This is a genomic window from Chryseobacterium sp. MIQD13, from assembly GCF_050496705.1.
Classification (GTDB): Bacteria; Bacteroidota; Bacteroidia; order Flavobacteriales; family Weeksellaceae; genus Chryseobacterium.
This window is the reverse complement of sequence record NZ_JBNWAF010000002.1, coordinates 677,009-693,639: the sequence shown is the minus strand read 5'-3', so window position 1 is coordinate 693,639 and position 16,631 is coordinate 677,009. Positions and strand designations below refer to the sequence as shown.

Here is a 16,631-nt window from a genome sequence, read left to right as displayed (position 1 = left end):
GGATAAGTTTCGGTCATTTCATATTTATATTATATTGTAAAACTAACAGCAATACCCATCACTACCTCTCGGTCCGATAATCATGAAGTGGCTGCTTACGCCTCTAAGCTTACATTGACCTTCAGCACATGTCCCGCCTCCGTTGATTTCTTTCAGTTCTTTTTTAGTAAGTTTTCTGCTTTGGATGTTTGAATTTTTCATACTATTTTGGTTTAATGTTCATTAACTAAATTCTAACAGCAATATCCGTCCTGGATACCGGTAACACCATATAATTCTACTCCTGTATCAGGATCAATGCAGCTTATTACTCTTGGACAAATGGGTCTTGCTCCTTTAATCTCTTTCAATTCTTTTTTTGAAAGTTTTTTCTTTTGAAGATTTGACTTTTTCATAATAATTTTAATTTGGTTGTATGCTAATTTACATTTTAATTCAATTGACTGTGAAAAAATATTAAACAAAATTAAAGCTCTTAACAAAGTTTAACATATTGATTATTAAAGAAAAGGAAAGCATTTATTAATTTTAAGCATGAAGAATTTATTAAGTATACTTGTCTTTTTTCTATCCTTTATTTCCTTTAATGCCCAGCAGACGGAAGTCCTTACTATGAAATATGAAGATGTGGAAGAGAGGATACAGAAAGAAAATGATAAACTGCTGGTTGTCAACTTCTGGGCAACTACCTGTGCTCCCTGTGTAAAAGAACTGCCACATTTTATGGAGATCAATAATAAATTTAAGGAGAATCCAAACTTTAAAATGATTTTGGTTTCGTTGGACAGGCTTGTGGATAAAGACAGAGTGGTAAGATTTATTAAAAATAAAAACCTTACTGCTGAGGTTATTTTGCTGGATGATATTAAAAGGATGAATACCTGGATTCCGAGATTTGAAAAAGAATGGGATGGAAATATTCCGGTAACCCTTTTTTATAAGGATGGCAAAAAAGTACATTTTAACGATGGTGAAATGAGCAAAGAAGATCTGGAAAAAACCATCAGCGAACATTTAAAATAAAGAATATCATATGAAAAATCTGAAAATTTTAATGACAGCATTCATTGCAGGGCTTGGACTTTTGAGCTTTACAACAAAGGCTCATAAGATTGGGGAACCTCAAAAAATAAATGCAGCCTCTTCTGTAAAAGGCTATGAAGTAGGAGATGAAGCAGCTGATTTTAAACTGAAGAATATTGACGGGAAAATGGTCTCATTGAGCGATTTTAAAGCGGCAAAAGGATTTATAGTTGTTTTCACCTGCAACCATTGCCCCTATGCGAAAAAATATGAAGACAGAATCGTAGAGCTTGATAAGATGTTTAAAGATCAGGGTTATCCTGTTATTGCTATTAACCCCAATGATCCGAATGTACAGCCGGAAGACGGCTACAAACAAATGATCGAAAGGGCCAAAGAAAAAGGCTTTACTTTTCCTTATCTTGTAGACGAAGGACAAAAAATCTATCCTCTTTACGGAGCAACCAAAACTCCCCACGTTTTTATACTGCAGAAAGAAAACGGGAAAAATATCGTAAAGTATATCGGTGCTATCGACAATAACTACGAAAATCCCAAGGATGTTTCTGAATACTATGTTCAGAACGCTGTAAACGCTCTGATCAAAGGAGAACCAGTCAATATGACAAAAACCGTAGCAATAGGATGTACCATTAAGGCAAAGAAATAATATATTTGCTTTACGTTTTAAATAAAATCGGTGTTCCTGGAACGCCGATTTTTTATGACCAGAATATATTGCGTCAATAGAAGCAGGTTTATTCCCGCTTAAATAATAACTAGTCTAAAATGCTTTAGCCAAAATCAAAAGCACAGCATGAAATTTAAATTCAGTCTTACATATTTTCTCATTACCATCTTCATTTTCCTGGTAGAGGTCCTGATTGCTACAAAACTTGCAGATATTTTCTTTGTAAGGGCCTACCTTGGCGATGTCATTGTTGTCATGCTTCTGTTTACCTTTATTAAGAGTTTTGTCAAAATGAACGATGAAAAACTGATTCTTGGTATTCTGGTTTTCTCCTGCATAGTAGAATTCGCACAATACTTTACTGTGGCAGAAAAACTAGGCTTCCGTCCTGGAAGCCTGATATATATTGTAATCGGAAACTCATTCTCGTGGATAGATATCCTGTGCTATGCGGCGGGCTGCCTGTTGCTTTTCATTTGGGTTAAACTTAATAATGCAAGGGCACAGCAGACTATTGCAGATTAAAAACCAAAGGCTGTCTCATCACGCTTCTTACTTTTTTGCCATCCTGTTCAGCAGGAATCCATTTTGTTTTAACCATTTTAAGAGCCCTCAGGAATTCATCTCTCACCATGGTATGCTCATAGGATTCTATTCTGATATTAGTCATATTGCCTTCTGCATCTACAATAAAATTGGCAACAGCTCTTGCGCTCATGATTTCTGCCTTTACCAAAGGAGAAGTACGGAAGTTCTTAAGAATTTCCGTTACAAAGGCCCTGTGGCCGCCGGGAAATTCAGCTGCTTTGAATGGGGCGGATTCCGCAGATACGATAGGTTTTGCTCTCTGAGCTGCAGTAGAATCTTTCTGGGCACTAGCAGAAATGAAACAGAAGAGCAGAATAAAAAACAGATATTTTTTCATAGTTCAAAAATTATCTTCCGAAACTGTCATACTTATCCTCTGCATATTTGATAAAACGGTTAAGTAAGGCCACATTTTCCTTTTCCATAGGCGAAAGATCTTTATCTACATTATTGGAAACAGGAATATACCAGTCAGTCTGCTCAAAGAAATATCTGTAAGTTTCCTTTTTGAAAGAATAGCCGTGTCTTGCGAAAACAGAATTTTTAATGATCTCAAGATCTAATTTCCGCAAATTTTTCAGGTCCTTTTCAGTTAATTTCTGCTTAGAAGCATTTAAATTAAAAATGGCTTCAGAAGCGACTCTGTTCTTGGACGTGGTATAGCTTTCGGTTTTTCCGGTTTCTTCATCTGTGTATTTTTCAACAAAATCTTTTGGATTGGACCAGTCGACCAGATCAGAATCTTTATCCAGCATAAAGTTTGGATTGTAAACGAATTCTTTCTTAGACAGTTTGATTGTTTTCAAAGGAGATTTTACTGCAGTTTTATTAAAAGCATTCCATTTTCCGGTAATGCTGTCGCCGCTTATTTTTATTTCAAATCTGCCATCTGTTTTATCATTTCCGGGTTCATCCAGCACAAAAGACTTTGTACTTTCATTAAAAATACCTCTGAAAGGGCGCTGATTTCCATTGACAATGCTTTGTCCGTACACACTGTCCTTTGTAATTCTGTTGATCTTCAGGGAAAGTCTTTTATTGACGAAGTCCTCGTATTCTTCACCATCTTCGGATGTAATCATTTCTTTTCCTGCAAAATTTCCCATATAAATTCCGTAATATTCCTTATAAATTTCAGGAACTACAGCAGAATCTTTTTTTGCAATCACAGAATCCTTTCCTGTGCCGCTTATTTTCCCGTCTTTTTTGCAGCTTATCAGGGAAACTGCCAGTAAAGAAACAAAAGTGTAATTTAGAATTTTCATAGATGTTTTTTTGTAATTAAATATTCAATCAAAAGGATATTGGGAATCCAGCCAAGCCATGCAATGATCTGATAAACATCCATAGGATTTGGATGGAATAAATATACAATAATTACTTTCCAGATTCTTAAAGTGAGGGCAGATAATGTAAAGGCAAAACTCCGCCACATCCACTGCTTGTGTTCTTTAAATCTTTTTTGTCTGGCAGACTGATAGGCTTTATAAGTACTGAACCACCAAAGCAAGCCTAAAATAACAAACGAAATTTTGGAGAAAAAGCCTCCATTGGCAAAAAATCCCATATAGATGCCCGATGGTGCGGCCAGAATCAGGATTAAAAAAATATAAACCTTACCTGTATTTCTGTGGAAATTTTTCAAGCCGAAATCTTTTCGGAGAATAGCCAGGAACCCTGAAAGAAGGACAAAGATACTTGTATAAACATGAGTATAGAAAAATGTGAGATACTCCGGCCTTTTTACAACTTCCGTCTGTTTAATCATCAAAAAACTGACTTCAGGATTAAAAGGAATATACTCTAGCGTAATCTTAAGCATCAGCCAAAAGAAATATGCAAACCCTATGATGAGAAGGATTTTAAAGAAAAGAGAAATATTTCTTTTGGCAGAAATCATTATTGGCTAATCAAAGCTTAGAGTAACAGGAAAGTCAAAATAACTGCGAACAGGTATTCCGTTACGTTCTCTCGGTTTCCATCTGGTTTTTAAAGATTTTATCGCTCTTTCTACTTCTTTATTGAAATCGGGATCATTTCCGGTTACCAAAACATTTTCTATCCTGCCTTTGGTATTAACCATAATTTTTGCTTTCGAAGAGAGAATTCCTTTTTTCAAATTTATATCTTTTATCCGGTTTAAATCTATTTTGTCAGCGAGATCTTTTCGAAATTTCATCATCCCTCCTGGATATGGTGCAGATTTATCGTCTGCAGGATTATATTGATCTGTTGAATGATTTTCTGCAGGTTGTGCTTGGGTTTCCTGTGCCTGACAAAAAGCAAATTGTACTCCTAAGAGTAAAACGAATATTAAGATTTTTTTCATGTTTATAGTTTACAGTAAAAATAATACTTTTTTACAATCCGTTGAGATCCTGAGCAATAAGCCATCCTTCACTCCAACATGCCTGAAAATTAAATCCTCCCGTTACTGCATCAATGTTCAGTACTTCTCCGGCAATGTGAAAATTAGGAAGAAGTTTTGATGACATATTTTTGAAGTTAATTTCCTTTAAATCAACGCCTCCAGCGGTTACGAATTCGTCCTTGAAAGTAGATTTTCCTGTTACCTTCAGCTTTTTTCTGCAAAGATTTTCAAGGATTTTCTGCATTTCTTTACCTGAAATATTGGAGGTTTGTTTATTAAGATCAATTTGTGAAACTTCCAGTATTTTCTGCCAGAATCTGTTCGTAATTTCAAAGATTTTAGACTGCCCGATTGTCTTTTTCGGATTAGACAGTTTAAAGTTCTGGAAAATTTCCTCAGCTTCATCCATCGTTTTTGAAATAAAATTTACTTCGATTTCAAAATTATACTTTGATTTGGCCAGACTTATCGCCTCCCAGGCTGAAATTTTCAGAACCGCAGGCCCTGAAAGCCCCCAATGTGTAATCAGTAAAGGCCCGCTTTCCTCAGTTTTCAAAGCAGGGATTGAAATTTCTGCATTTTCAAAGCTGGTTCCTGCAAGATCTTTCAGTAATTCGTCTTTAATATTGAATGTAAAAAGGGATGGGACAAGATCTACAATTTTGTGCCCAAGGTTTTCAATGATTTTCAATGACTTTGGAGAACTTCCGGTCGTGTAGACAATGTAATCTGCCTGAAAATCACCTAAACTTGTTTTTACCAGATATTTTTCATCCTGTTTTTCAATTTCCTTAACGGAACATTTTGTTTTGACCTCTGCTTTTTTATTCTGAACTTCATTCAGCAAAGTATTGATAATGGTCTGCGAAGAATTGCTTTCAGGAAAAACACGGTTATCGTTCTCGATTTTTAAAGGGACATTGCGCTGGTCAAACCATTCCATTGTATCTCCCGGCTGAAATTTGGTAAAAACACTTAATAATTCCTTATTGCCTCTCGGATAGAATTGCACCAGCTCTCTCGGGTCAAAACAGGCATGGGTCACATTACAGCGCCCGCCTCCGGAAATTTTTACCTTCTGAAGGACATCCGAGTTCTGTTCCAGGATGGTAATTTTATATTTTTTTTCGTCAAGGTTTGATGCACAGAAAAAGCCTGCCGCACCGCCTCCGATAATGATGATCTGTTTCATGTATGGGTAATCCTATGCTGAAGATTATTTTTTCAAAAGTACAATTTTTATAAACCATCTTATTTGAGTAATTTTGAAGAATATAATTTAATCATACTAAAAACGACTTTTACATGATTTTTTACCATAAATTCGAAGTACGCTGGAGTGATCTTGATGCCAATAAGCACTTAGCCAATTCATCATATGTACAATACTGTGCCCAATCCAGAATGGCTTTCATGACCAAAGAAAAAATGGGGGTTACCCAGCTAAGCAGATGGGGAATAGGACCTGTAATTATGCACGAAAGATATTCTTTCTTCAAAGAGATCTATGCAGACCAGACAGTTATTGTAAGTCTGGAGATTGATGGATGTTCGGAAGATTCTTCTATCTACAGATTTGTACATAAGTTTTATACACCGGATGGAGTACATTGTGCTACTGCAGAAGCCACAGGAGTATGGATTGATATGATGCTGAGAAAAATGACGACACCGCCGGATGATGTAGTAGAAGCTATGAACAAATATAAAAGTCCTGAAACGGTAATGATGAGCAGGGAAGACTTCAAAAAGCTTCCTTTCCGTCCGGATAATATTGATCCGGCAGAATTTACAAAATAGTTCAAGGTTTAATGTTTTTAAAATGATTTTTAAATCATGAATACATTTTACATTGAACATTAATACAAAAAAATATGTTTGAAGATAAATCACAGGAACTGACCCCAATCTCCAAATTAGGCGAATTCGGGCTTATAAAGCACCTAACGGAACATTTTCCTCTATCCAACGAATCTTCGGAACTTGGAGTGGGAGATGATGCTGCAGTTATTAACCCCGGAAATAAAAAAGTGGTTTTAACCACAGATGTTCTGGCGGAGGGAGTTCATTTCAATCTGGGCTATGTTCCATTAAAGCATTTAGGATACAAAGCTGTTGTCGTGAACCTCAGCGATATTGCTGCAATGAATGCCGTTCCTACACAGATTCTCGTTTCTCTGGCTGTTTCCAACCGTTTCCCGGTAGAAGCTTTGGAAGAGATCTATTCCGGAATCCAGTCTGCATGTACAAGATATAAAGTGGACCTGATTGGTGGGGATACTACAAGCTCTAATGCCGGACTGGTTATGAGTATTACTGCCGTGGGAATTGAAAACGATGAAAATATTGTAAAAAGAAGCGGTGCAAAACCCAACGATCTTCTGGTAGTAAGCGGAGATCTTGGAGGTGCTTATATGGGGCTTCAGATTCTTGAAAGAGAACATTCTGTTTTCCTGGCGAATCCTAATATGCAGCCGGAAATGGAAGGCTACGATTATATTCTGGAAAGACAGCTTAAGCCCGAAGCAAGAACGGATGTAAAAGCTATCTTGGAAGAGCTGGATATCAAACCTACTTCAATGATTGACATTTCTGATGGTCTGGCTTCCGAAATCCTTCATCTTTCTGACCAGTCGAAAACAGGATTCAGGTTATATGAAGAAAAAATCCCGATGGACAGCCTTACGATTTCCACAGCTGATGAAATGAATCTTAATCCGGTAATGACAGCTTTAAGCGGAGGTGAAGATTATGAACTTCTGTTCACTATTTCGCCTAATGATTTTGATAAGATCAAAAACCATCCTGATTTTACGATTATTGGTCATGCTGTAGAAAATGAAGAAGGAAATTATATGGTAGCAAGAGGGTCTAATCAGTTGGTTCCCCTTACGGCACAAGGCTGGGATGCTTTTTTAGGCAATCAGCAAAATGGATAAAATTACAAAATATCAAATAAAGCTTTATTGGAGAAATCATAGGCAAATTTAAAGCAAGTATAAGATCTAGAATGGATGAACAGCTACTTATTATTTAACAAATGATAGAGCATCTCCTCAAAGAACAGTTAATTTGAAAAAATAAGATTTATGATTATTGAAGAGATTCTTAAAATTAAAAATCATCCGAATTGGTGTTGGATTATATAAAGGATTTGGAATAGGAGTTAGTAATTTAGAAGTTCCGAATGTTTCGGTAAGTAGTATTTTTACCTCTCAAAAATTAATCAAAAAATTAAAATAAAATGGGACATATATCTATTTGTTGCGATGCATTTGAAGGAAATGTATGATCTACAAATCGGGTGAATCTAAATTTATTATGTATGACACCAATTTCTCAAGCTACGACTCAATATATGATTAATTATATTAATAAAAAGCGTGCTAAATAATTAATAATGAACAAATTAATAATATTTTCCTTTTTATCAATACTAGGTTGTAATTATCAGAAATCAAATAAAAAGATTATTGGCTGGCATGATTTTGATGATTTGAGCAATCTAAAAATGAAAGGTGTTATATTTTACGTAAATAAAGATATAGGTAATGGCTATCATGGAAGAGGAGTTGTAAGAATTAATATACTAGAAACAAATATAACCTCTTACGATCCTTCAAAATATCAGGAAAACTATTATTGTAAAATAAAAGGAAAAGAAGCCGAAATATATGATAACAACCTTAGAGATATGAATGTAGGAGATACTATTCAGATTGATACAACGGTATCTTGGAAGAATTTAAAGAATGAAAAATTCGAATACTCCATATCGATCGGTGAGCCAGCCTTTTTTGAATATATTAAAGAAAATAAATTACAAAAGTTATAGTGTTAAATTTTATAACATAAGGTTTTACAGCCTCTTGATAATAAGAAATCAAAACCAAAACCATTGCAATTGCTGTGGTTTTGGTTTTGAATGAATGGAAGATCACATTAAAGAGTAATAAAGTTATCTATAGTTTTGATAATACCAATAGTCCCGGCGGAGATCAAATGTTCCTTTTAGATAATTATTTATACTATAGCGCCGGAGACCCTATGTTTATATATAGATTTAATCTTAATAATACATTAGATAAAATACAAGAAGCGGATAAATCTATTTATGGAGTTTATAAAAAGGCTGATAATAAAATTGAATTCATTTATTAATATTGCTTTTAGAGAATATATATGGCTTAATAAAAGAACCGTCACAATATTGTGGCGGTTCTTTTATTAAGATAGATTTTCTTTACATTTATAAAATAGAAAACTATTCAAGATTTACAACTAACTGTTACCGAAAGACAAAAGTATATTTATAATATCAAATTAATGCCTCCACCAGAAAAAAACATCCCCACCCACCACCTCACCTCCGAGCAGTTTCAGCTCACAACTCTTGAAACAGGACATCCTGAAAATTTTAATGATGTCCATCGTCATAATTTCTTTGAGATTATCTGGTTCAGTCATGTAAAAGAAGACAGTTATTTAGAACTGGATTTTGAAAGTCATTATCTCAAGAATAATCAGATCTGCATCATTGCGCCGGGACAGGTCTTCAATATGAAACTGAAGGGTGAAAAAGGCTATGTGCTTGCTGTGAGCAGGGAAATATTTAAAGAAGTCTGTGATATTGAAATGATTTTAACAGGAGGAACATGTCCTTTTTTATTGGATGTCCAAGGCAGGAAGGCTTGTAGTACATTAATATCGCTTATGGAAGAGGAGTATAATGGCGCATCAAGAATTGATTTATTAAAAGCATATTTGCAGGCGTTCTGCATTATAATCAAGGAGCAGATTAACCTGCAAAATACCTCAATTAATGACAGACAGCGCATCCAGAAGTTAATAGGTCTGATAGAAGAACATTATATTATCCAAAGAGAAACAAATTTTTATGCAGATCAGTTAAAAATAAGCACCCATCATCTTAACGATATTGTCCGTTTATCAAGAGGAACTACAGTAAAAAAAATGATTGCCCAGAGGCTTTTGCTTGAAGCAAAAAGAGAACTTAGCTTTGGTGCTTTAACGGTTAAAGAAATTGCTTTTAAGCTAGGTTTCAGTGATGCCTCCTATTTCTCCAGGTTTTTCAAAAAACATTCTGGCCGGAATCCTGATAATTTTAAAGTTGGAAAAGCCTAGTCCTCAGAAAGTTCTTTTAAATAAGTTTTAAAACAGAGAATACTTTAAAAAACGTCAAATACAATCCTCAGTTTGTGCTAGTCTTCCTTCAGTTCCTATATTGAAAAGTAATATTTTTTAGAAGAATTTTGCAGACAGAAAAACGATCCTTCAGATTGTTTAATGATTTACCTGTTTTATGAAAAATTTAAGCATTGTAGTGTTTATTCTGGCGCTGCTCAACACCCTTGAATCACTAAGTATAGACCTTTATCTGCCTGCTTTTCCAAGTATGGCTCAGATTTTCCGGACTGATATCGGGCATATCCAGATCTCAATTTCAGTATTTTTTGCCGGATTTGCATTCGGGCAGCTGCTTTGGGGCCCGTTATCGGACAGAACAGGGCGAAAACCAATGTTATATTGCGGGCTTTTGCTTTTTATTATAGGTGCCACCGCGATATTTTTCACAGAAAATATTTATGTATTGTGGGCAATGCGTTTTCTTCAGGCATTTGGAGGAAGTGCTGGTATTGTCATCGGGCGTGCTATAGTGATTGACCTTTATGACAGACAGAAATCTGTAGCCATTTTCTCACAACAGTCACAGATAAGCGGGATTGCTCCAATTGTTGCTCCGCTGCTGGGAAGTGTATTTCTTAAATTCTGGGGCTGGAACAGTTCATTTGCTTTCTTGACCATTCTGGGGATTATTACTTTGTTCATGGTATACAAATACGTTCCCGAAACTCATTCAAAACTTATACTTCCTGATCACAAAGAAGATGAAAAAGGATTAAAAGACCATCTGAAAACAATTCTTTCCAACAAAGAATTCATCAACAGTACCATGATAGGGAGCATTGCCTTTGCCTCCCTGATCATTTATATTTCTAATGCACCATTTTTATTTATGAAGCTTCATGGATTCTCAAGCGGAGTTTTCAGCCTGATATTTGGATTTAATTCATTAGCACTAATAACAGCGGCATATCTTACTCCTAAATTAATAAAGAGGATAAGTGACACTAAACTTTTATTGGCAGCTACTGTTTTGTTGTTAACCGTATGTAGTCTTCATATTCTGATAGCTGCTTCAGATTTTTCCGTTGCTCTGGAAATTATAATGCTGTATTTGTCATTGCTGGCAATAGGAATCTTGTTTCCAATTACTTCTGCCCATGCATTGTCTCCTTTTAAAGAAGGACGTGGAACAGCAGCTGCAGTGATGGGATTTATGCAGCTGATGGTAACGTTTTTACTTTCAGGTCTGGCGGGATTCTTAGAAGCAGATTCTATAATACCGATGGTTTCTATGCGTGCAGGTATTGCATTATTTGCGGTCTGGTTTGCATACCGTTCATTTAAAAATAAAAAGATTCCCGTATAGTTTTAATTTATAGCCGATGTTTACAAAATATGACCTGTTTTTTAGATCTTATTTTAATCAAATTGCAATATTTTTGTTGAGAACTATAATGAATTAGAGCTTTAAAGAACGAGAATAATGCTTTATGAGATAGGAATATTATATTTAAACATTAATGAATAGAAACAAACGAAAACAAAATAATGAAGGTAATATTAAAATAGAAATTTTGGTGTTGCTGGCTTTAATTATCATTTTTTATAATAAGGATAGTGAAATAATGAATTTCACAATTCTTGCTAAAATGCTTATTTATTGTGCTGTAGTTGCAATTTATTTTTTAGTTGATTTTGTTTTTTTAAAGAGAAAAGGAGATGTTATTGATAATGTAGTAAGAGGAAGTTGTGTGTTTTTTGTTTTAATGTACTTTTTCAGTATCTATATAGTAGAAAATTCGAAAAGTAACAAATCAGCCTATATGGAAGCCAATATTGAATCATATATGGGTGGGCGATCGAATTTAATATTTTTTAAGTTTAAAGGTAAAGAATACAGTATGAAGTTTTTTAATAAAGAAGGTATTTCTAGAGAGGATATGGTAAATAAGTATAATATAATGGTAGAGTATAGACCTTCAGTTTTAAATACATTTGTTATTGTTGAGAGTACTTTAAAGAGAAAAGAAAAACTTTCCCAATAGCCTTTATTTCTTTTGCAAAGAAAAACTTACTCATTTTATTTTTGATAAGCTATTTCAAAAATTAGGAATAAAAAATCGGAAGGTCTAACTTCCGATAAATATTAAAAAGGTTCTTCCTCACAAATAGATGGAGGGATGCATCCAATAGGACCTCCGGTTCCAGGACCTCCACCGACGGCAATACATGTTCCCGGATTTCCGTCATCAGCCATTTCACAAGCCTTTCCGAATGTACATTCGCAGTCTGTCCAGCAATATGCAGAATCACCATTCATGTGGCAGCCACCCGGTCCGCTGCCAAGAATCGTTGACAGATCTTTTCTCAAAAGTTTTTTCATTTTTCCCATACTAAATTGATTGTTAAATGTTAATAGTTTGATATTTAAGTAAATATAATAAAAAAACAGATTCATTTCAACAGCAAGAGAAATATGTTGAATAATTTTGAGTATGAAAAAATGAAAAAAATAACACATCCGCTTAGTCAGATCAATCGAAGATTGATTATCTCTTTGCATCCTTAAAATCAAAGATATCCAACTTAAACTTTGCGTTAAAAATTTCTGCACAAAAAATAAACCGCTGTTCTCACAACGGTTTAATTATTTATTTACTGAAATTCATCTGTAACGGAAGACTGACTACAGAAAGAACCGGTTTCCCGTTCGATTCCGCAGGCTTCCATTTACCTTTATCCTTAATTCTGTAAAAAGCAGCTTCTATAAATGTATTAACAGCCTCATTGTTACCTTTTACCTTCACATTATATGCATTTCCTTTTGAATCCAGAGTAAAACTTAATGTAATTTTATAAGGATTGACAGCGAAGTTCAAAAAAGAAAGATCAACAGCATCATTTAAAAGCTTTTGGAATGAAGCTTTTCCCGTTGCATATTCAGCTTCTTTAGTAATCTTCGGTGTCGTAGCAGAAGGTACATCAGTTATCATTTTCTTTTCTTCTTCAGAGATCTTTTCTAATGCATTTTGATAGGCTGATATTTTCTCTTCAGTAAGAAGCCATTCCTGCTTAGTTCTTTCATCATTAGGCTTCGGATATTTCCTGTATAAAGATTTTATTTTTCTTTCATACTTCGAGTCTGCTTTTTGAAATTCAGATACCTGGGCATTGCTGAAGGCAAAAAGCAAAATAAATACTAATGCTGAAAGTCTTTTCATCAATGTTAGGCTTTTACGATATTAATGATCACTTCAGTAGCTTTTTCCATACTTTCCAGAGCAACATATTCATAAGGTCCGTGGAAGTTCATTCCTCCTGCAAAAATATTAGGGCAAGGCAGTCCCATATAGGATAGCTGTGCACCGTCCGTTCCTCCTCTGATTGCTTTGATCTTAGGTTCAATATCAGCTTCTTTCATCGCTTTTGCAGCAAGATCTATGATGTGCATTTTTCCTTCAAACTGCTGTTTCATGTTACGGTACTGCTCTTTAATTTCAATCTCAGCCGTTCCTTCACCATGTTTTTGGTTGAATTCAGCTACTTTTTCTTCCATGAATTTTTTTCTGGCTTCATATTTTTCCTCATCATGATCACGGATGATATATTGAAGTTTTGCCTCAGAAATATCAGCTGTAACATCCATTAAGTGATAAAATCCGTCAAAACCTTTAGTCGTAGCCGGAGTTTCGTTTGCAGGAAGCAACTGGATAAATTCAGCCGCTAAAAGGCTTGCATTGATCATCTTTCCATAAGCATAGCCCGGGTGAACGCTCAGTCCATGAATTTTTACGACAGCTCCTGCTGCATTAAAGTTTTCATATTCCAGTTCTCCCACTTCACTGCCGTCCATTGTATAGGCCCATTCTGCACCGAATTTAGCCACATCAAATTTATGAGCTCCTCTTCCGATCTCCTCATCTGGTGTAAAACCTACTGCAATTCTTCCGTGCTTAATTTCCGGGTGGGCGATAAGATATTCTGCTGCCGTTACAATCTCTGCACATCCTGCTTTATCATCAGCTCCAAGAAGCGTATTTCCGTCAGTTGTGATCAGTGTTTGTCCGATATATTTTTTTAAGCTTTCAAATTTTGAAGAAGATAAGGTGAACCCTGTTGTCTGGTTCAGAAGAAGATCACTTCCGTCATAGTTTTCCCAAACCTGCGGTTTCACATTTTCGCCACTGAAATCAGGTGAAGTATCATAATGAGAGATAAAACCAATGGTGGGTCTGTCATCATTCTCTAAATTCGAAGGAACATAACCCATAATATAACCATTATCATCAATAGAAACATTCTCCAGGCCTATTGTCTTCAGTTCTTCTGTAATATACTTGGCGATATCCCATTGTCTTGGAGTAGAAGGTGTGGTTTCACTTTCTGCATCACTGGTTGAATATATTTTTACATAAGCGAGAAAACGGTTCAGTAATTTCTCTTTCCACATCTGGTTGAATTCTATTGCGCTCATTAATTTTAAATTTCAACAAATATACAATGTAAATTTTTCAAATTTAAACTTTGAGAGGAGTAAATTAGATTCACTTATATAATCGGAGATCTCGATTTCGCTAATCAAATAAAATGTTATAACTTGCATCAATTATGATGTCCAAACGTTGCAAATATGCTTTGAAAGCAATGGTCAGATTGGCGAGAAACTACAACCAGGGATTTCTGCCAACTTCCGTTATTGCAAATGATGAGAACATTCCCAAAAAATTTCTGGAACAGATTCTTCTCGAACTTAAAAGAGCTAGACTTGTGAACAGTAAGCAGGGGACTGCCGGCGGCTATTATCTCCTTAAATCACCGGATGAGGTTTCCTTAGCTGATATTTACCGTCTTTTCGAAGGTCCGATTGCTTTGACGCCCTGTGTTTCTTTGAATTTTTATGAAGCTTGTGATGATTGTGTCGACGAAGCTACATGTTATCTCAGAAATGAACTGATTATTGTAAGAGAAAAAACCCGGAAAAGTATGATGGAAGCTACACTTACATCCTTCATTAAAAAAGGATAAAAAATTTTTTATTCTTAAATTCTACTAATTTGGTAGAATTAATAGAATTTATATATATTTGCAGCAGTTAATTTCAATTCAAAATGGAAAATACGCTGAAAATAGAATTCAATAAATTACTTGAAAGCAGCTCTGAAGGTGCTTTAAATGCAGATTTTTTACAGATTCTGGCAGAAAAATTTCCGGGAGAAGTTATATTTTCCACCAGCTTCAGCTATGAAGATCAGGTGGTGAATCATCTGGTAAAAAACCTTGACATTGATATTTTCACCCTTGATACAGGAAGGCTTTTTGAACAGACCTATGAAACCTGGACCTCATCCAGAGCTTTTTTCAAAAAGAATATCAAGGCATATTATCCGGACCCCGAAGCCTTGCAGGAGTTTGTTTCGGAAAACGGACCGGATTCCTTTTACCAGTCTGTAGAAAAAAGAAAAGCTTGCTGCAATATCAGGAAAGTGCAGCCTTTGAAAAAAGCACTTCATGGATATAAAGTCTGGATAACAGGATTACGTTCAGAACACTCTGCAGGCAGAGGGCAGATGCCACAGCTGGAATGGGACCCGGATCATCAGATCATTAAATTTCACCCCATTCTTCATTGGACTACCCAACAGGTTGCAGATTATGTTCAAACCCATCAGCTGCCCTACAATTACCTTCACAAAAAAGGATTTGTAAGCATCGGATGCGAACCTTGCACAAGAGCCATTAAAGAAGGGGAAGATTTCAGAGCCGGCCGCTGGTGGTGGGAAGATGCAGATAAAAAAGAATGCGGCTTACATGTTCATCAATAAAAAAAATACTATGTCATTATATAAGTTAAACTATTTAGATCAGTTAGAATCCGAATCCATTTACATTCTTAGGGAGGTTGCGGGACAGTTTGAGCGTCCGGCTTTACTGTTCAGCGGAGGGAAAGACAGCATTGTACTCGCTCACCTGGCTGCAAAAGCATTTCCTCATGGAAAAATTCCTTTCACATTTGTTCATGTGGACACGGGGCATAACTTTCCGGAAGTTTTAAACTTCAGAGATCAGCTTGCATCAGAACTGAATGTAAATCTGGTTGTACGGAAAGTGGAAGACACCATTCAAAAAAGAAAGCTTACGGAACCTAAAGGAAAATTTCCAAGCCGTAACTGGCTGCAAACCTTTACTTTACTTGATGTAATAGAAGAATTTGAGTTTGATGCTTGCATTGGAGGAGCAAGGAGAGATGAAGAAAAGGCCCGCGCAAAAGAAAGAATATTTTCTGTAAGAGATGAATTCGGGCAATGGGATCCTAAACTTCAGCGTCCCGAGCTTTGGAACATTTTCAATGGAAAAATCCACAAAGGCGAAAACGTAAGGGTTTTCCCGATAAGTAACTGGACCGAGCTTGATGTCTGGAACTATATCCGAAGAGAAAATATAGACCTGCCATCCATTTATTTTTCGCATGAAAGAGAAGTGGTAGAACTTAACGGACAGTGGATTGCCAATTCTGAATTTGCCGTACTAGAAGAAAGTGACACCATAACAACAAAACGGATTCGTTACCGTACAGTTGGAGATATGACCTGCACTGCCGCCGTAGAATCTGAAGCAGCTACTATTGACCGGGTAATCGAAGAAATCGTAGCCACCAGAATATCAGAAAGAGGAGAAACCAGAATTGATGATCGCGTTACTGAAGCGGCAATGGAAGACCGGAAAAAAGGAGGCTATTTTTAATAGATAATGAGCAATGAGTAGTAAGCAATAAATGTAAAAAACAGCTGATGCTCACCATTTATCATTCAT

General features: G+C 35.7%; 22 protein-coding genes. 12 read left to right on the top strand and 10 right to left on the bottom strand.

The window, feature by feature from the left end; all coding sequences use genetic code 11:
- Window positions 1–42: 42 nt before the first annotated feature.
- Both ACQWU4_RS10095 and ACQWU4_RS10090 read right to left on the bottom strand, forming a co-directional pair.
- Complete coding sequence (locus ACQWU4_RS10095; RefSeq protein ID WP_429935638.1) at window positions 43–201, bottom strand: bacteriocin; 159 nt, start codon at window positions 199–201, stop codon at window positions 43–45.
- Window positions 202–233: 32 nt separating this feature from the next.
- Window positions 234–395 carry a hypothetical protein gene (locus ACQWU4_RS10090; protein ID WP_429935637.1) on the bottom strand — a complete coding sequence of 54 codons (162 nt, stop codon included), beginning with the start codon at window positions 393–395 and terminating at the stop codon, window positions 234–236.
- A 139-nt stretch (window positions 396–534) separates the two neighbouring features.
- On the opposite strand from ACQWU4_RS10090, the gene ACQWU4_RS10085 reads away from it, so the two are divergent.
- The 3 genes from ACQWU4_RS10085 to ACQWU4_RS10075 all read left to right on the top strand — a co-directional run bounded on the left by ACQWU4_RS10085 (window position 535) and on the right by ACQWU4_RS10075 (window position 2,239).
- On the top strand, window positions 535–1,023 hold the full coding sequence (locus tag ACQWU4_RS10085) for a TlpA family protein disulfide reductase (RefSeq protein ID WP_429935636.1): 489 nt from the start codon (window positions 535–537) through the stop codon (window positions 1,021–1,023).
- Window positions 1,024–1,033: 10 nt separating this feature from the next.
- Window positions 1,034–1,693 (top strand): thioredoxin family protein, encoded by a 660-nt coding sequence (locus ACQWU4_RS10080; protein ID WP_429935635.1) that lies wholly within the window; start codon window positions 1,034–1,036, stop codon window positions 1,691–1,693.
- 147 nt (window positions 1,694–1,840) lie between these two features.
- Window positions 1,841–2,239 carry a DUF2809 domain-containing protein gene (locus tag ACQWU4_RS10075; protein WP_429935634.1) on the top strand — a complete coding sequence of 133 codons (399 nt, stop codon included), beginning with the start codon at window positions 1,841–1,843 and terminating at the stop codon, window positions 2,237–2,239.
- On the opposite strand, the gene ACQWU4_RS10070 is transcribed toward ACQWU4_RS10075, so the two are convergent.
- Genes ACQWU4_RS10070 through ACQWU4_RS10050 form a run of 5 tightly spaced genes read right to left on the bottom strand, consistent with a single transcriptional unit; the run spans window position 2,226 to window position 5,865 of the window.
- Window positions 2,226–2,639, bottom strand: coding sequence for a hypothetical protein (locus tag ACQWU4_RS10070; RefSeq protein WP_429935633.1), 414 nt, complete (start codon window positions 2,637–2,639; stop codon window positions 2,226–2,228). The genes ACQWU4_RS10075 and ACQWU4_RS10070 overlap by 14 nt on opposite strands.
- 10 nt (window positions 2,640–2,649) lie before the next feature.
- Window positions 2,650–3,567 carry a YARHG domain-containing protein gene (locus ACQWU4_RS10065; RefSeq protein ID WP_429935632.1) on the bottom strand — a complete coding sequence of 306 codons (918 nt, stop codon included), beginning with the start codon at window positions 3,565–3,567 and terminating at the stop codon, window positions 2,650–2,652.
- Window positions 3,564–4,202: a DUF2306 domain-containing protein gene (locus ACQWU4_RS10060; protein WP_429935631.1), complete on the bottom strand. Its 639-nt coding sequence runs from the start codon at window positions 4,200–4,202 to the stop codon at window positions 3,564–3,566. Before ACQWU4_RS10060 ends, ACQWU4_RS10065 begins: the two co-directional genes overlap by 4 nt.
- A gap of 6 nt (window positions 4,203–4,208) precedes the next feature.
- The gene (locus ACQWU4_RS10055; protein ID WP_429935630.1) at window positions 4,209–4,631 is read right to left on the bottom strand and encodes an energy transducer TonB; all 423 of its coding nucleotides are present in this window, start codon (window positions 4,629–4,631) and stop codon (window positions 4,209–4,211) included.
- 31 nt (window positions 4,632–4,662) lie between these two features.
- Complete coding sequence (locus ACQWU4_RS10050) at window positions 4,663–5,865, bottom strand: NAD(P)/FAD-dependent oxidoreductase (protein WP_429935629.1); 1,203 nt, start codon at window positions 5,863–5,865, stop codon at window positions 4,663–4,665.
- Between the two features lie 113 nt (window positions 5,866–5,978).
- Between ACQWU4_RS10050 and ACQWU4_RS10045 the strand changes: the two genes are divergently transcribed.
- The 6 genes from ACQWU4_RS10045 to ACQWU4_RS10020 all read left to right on the top strand — a co-directional run bounded on the left by ACQWU4_RS10045 (window position 5,979) and on the right by ACQWU4_RS10020 (window position 11,866).
- Window positions 5,979–6,473, top strand: a complete 495-nt coding sequence (locus tag ACQWU4_RS10045; protein WP_429935628.1) for an acyl-CoA thioesterase — start codon at window positions 5,979–5,981, stop codon at window positions 6,471–6,473.
- A gap of 74 nt (window positions 6,474–6,547) precedes the next feature.
- On the top strand, window positions 6,548–7,612 hold the full coding sequence (gene thiL, locus ACQWU4_RS10040) for a thiamine-phosphate kinase (RefSeq protein WP_429935627.1): 1,065 nt from the start codon (window positions 6,548–6,550) through the stop codon (window positions 7,610–7,612).
- Between the two features lie 461 nt (window positions 7,613–8,073).
- The gene (locus tag ACQWU4_RS10035; RefSeq protein WP_429935626.1) at window positions 8,074–8,508 is read left to right on the top strand and encodes a hypothetical protein; all 435 of its coding nucleotides are present in this window, start codon (window positions 8,074–8,076) and stop codon (window positions 8,506–8,508) included.
- A 491-nt stretch (window positions 8,509–8,999) separates the two neighbouring features.
- The gene (locus tag ACQWU4_RS10030) at window positions 9,000–9,818 is read left to right on the top strand and encodes a helix-turn-helix domain-containing protein (protein ID WP_429935625.1); all 819 of its coding nucleotides are present in this window, start codon (window positions 9,000–9,002) and stop codon (window positions 9,816–9,818) included.
- Window positions 9,819–9,996: 178 nt separating this feature from the next.
- Entirely contained in the window at window positions 9,997–11,187 is a 1,191-nt protein-coding gene (locus ACQWU4_RS10025) for a multidrug effflux MFS transporter (protein ID WP_429935624.1), read from the top strand.
- 154 nt (window positions 11,188–11,341) lie between these two features.
- Window positions 11,342–11,866: a hypothetical protein gene (locus tag ACQWU4_RS10020; RefSeq protein WP_429935623.1), complete on the top strand. Its 525-nt coding sequence runs from the start codon at window positions 11,342–11,344 to the stop codon at window positions 11,864–11,866.
- A gap of 101 nt (window positions 11,867–11,967) precedes the next feature.
- Here ACQWU4_RS10020 and ACQWU4_RS10015 read toward each other — a convergent pair whose 3' ends face one another.
- The 3 genes from ACQWU4_RS10015 to pepT all read right to left on the bottom strand — a co-directional run bounded on the left by ACQWU4_RS10015 (window position 11,968) and on the right by pepT (window position 14,295).
- Window positions 11,968–12,204, bottom strand: coding sequence for a hypothetical protein (locus ACQWU4_RS10015; RefSeq protein WP_429935622.1), 237 nt, complete (start codon window positions 12,202–12,204; stop codon window positions 11,968–11,970).
- Between the two features lie 268 nt (window positions 12,205–12,472).
- Complete coding sequence (locus ACQWU4_RS10010; RefSeq protein ID WP_429935621.1) at window positions 12,473–13,042, bottom strand: hypothetical protein; 570 nt, start codon at window positions 13,040–13,042, stop codon at window positions 12,473–12,475.
- Window positions 13,043–13,047: 5 nt separating this feature from the next.
- Complete coding sequence (gene pepT / locus ACQWU4_RS10005) at window positions 13,048–14,295, bottom strand: peptidase T (RefSeq protein ID WP_429935620.1); 1,248 nt, start codon at window positions 14,293–14,295, stop codon at window positions 13,048–13,050.
- Window positions 14,296–14,429: 134 nt separating this feature from the next.
- Between pepT and ACQWU4_RS10000 the strand changes: the two genes are divergently transcribed.
- The 3 genes from ACQWU4_RS10000 to cysD all read left to right on the top strand — a co-directional run bounded on the left by ACQWU4_RS10000 (window position 14,430) and on the right by cysD (window position 16,562).
- Window positions 14,430–14,846, top strand: a complete 417-nt coding sequence (locus tag ACQWU4_RS10000; RefSeq protein ID WP_429935619.1) for an RrF2 family transcriptional regulator — start codon at window positions 14,430–14,432, stop codon at window positions 14,844–14,846.
- A gap of 83 nt (window positions 14,847–14,929) precedes the next feature.
- The gene (locus ACQWU4_RS09995; RefSeq protein ID WP_429935618.1) at window positions 14,930–15,643 is read left to right on the top strand and encodes a phosphoadenylyl-sulfate reductase; all 714 of its coding nucleotides are present in this window, start codon (window positions 14,930–14,932) and stop codon (window positions 15,641–15,643) included.
- Between the two features lie 10 nt (window positions 15,644–15,653).
- Window positions 15,654–16,562, top strand: coding sequence for a sulfate adenylyltransferase subunit CysD (cysD, locus tag ACQWU4_RS09990; RefSeq protein ID WP_429935617.1), 909 nt, complete (start codon window positions 15,654–15,656; stop codon window positions 16,560–16,562).
- Window positions 16,563–16,631: the final 69 nt, after the last annotated feature.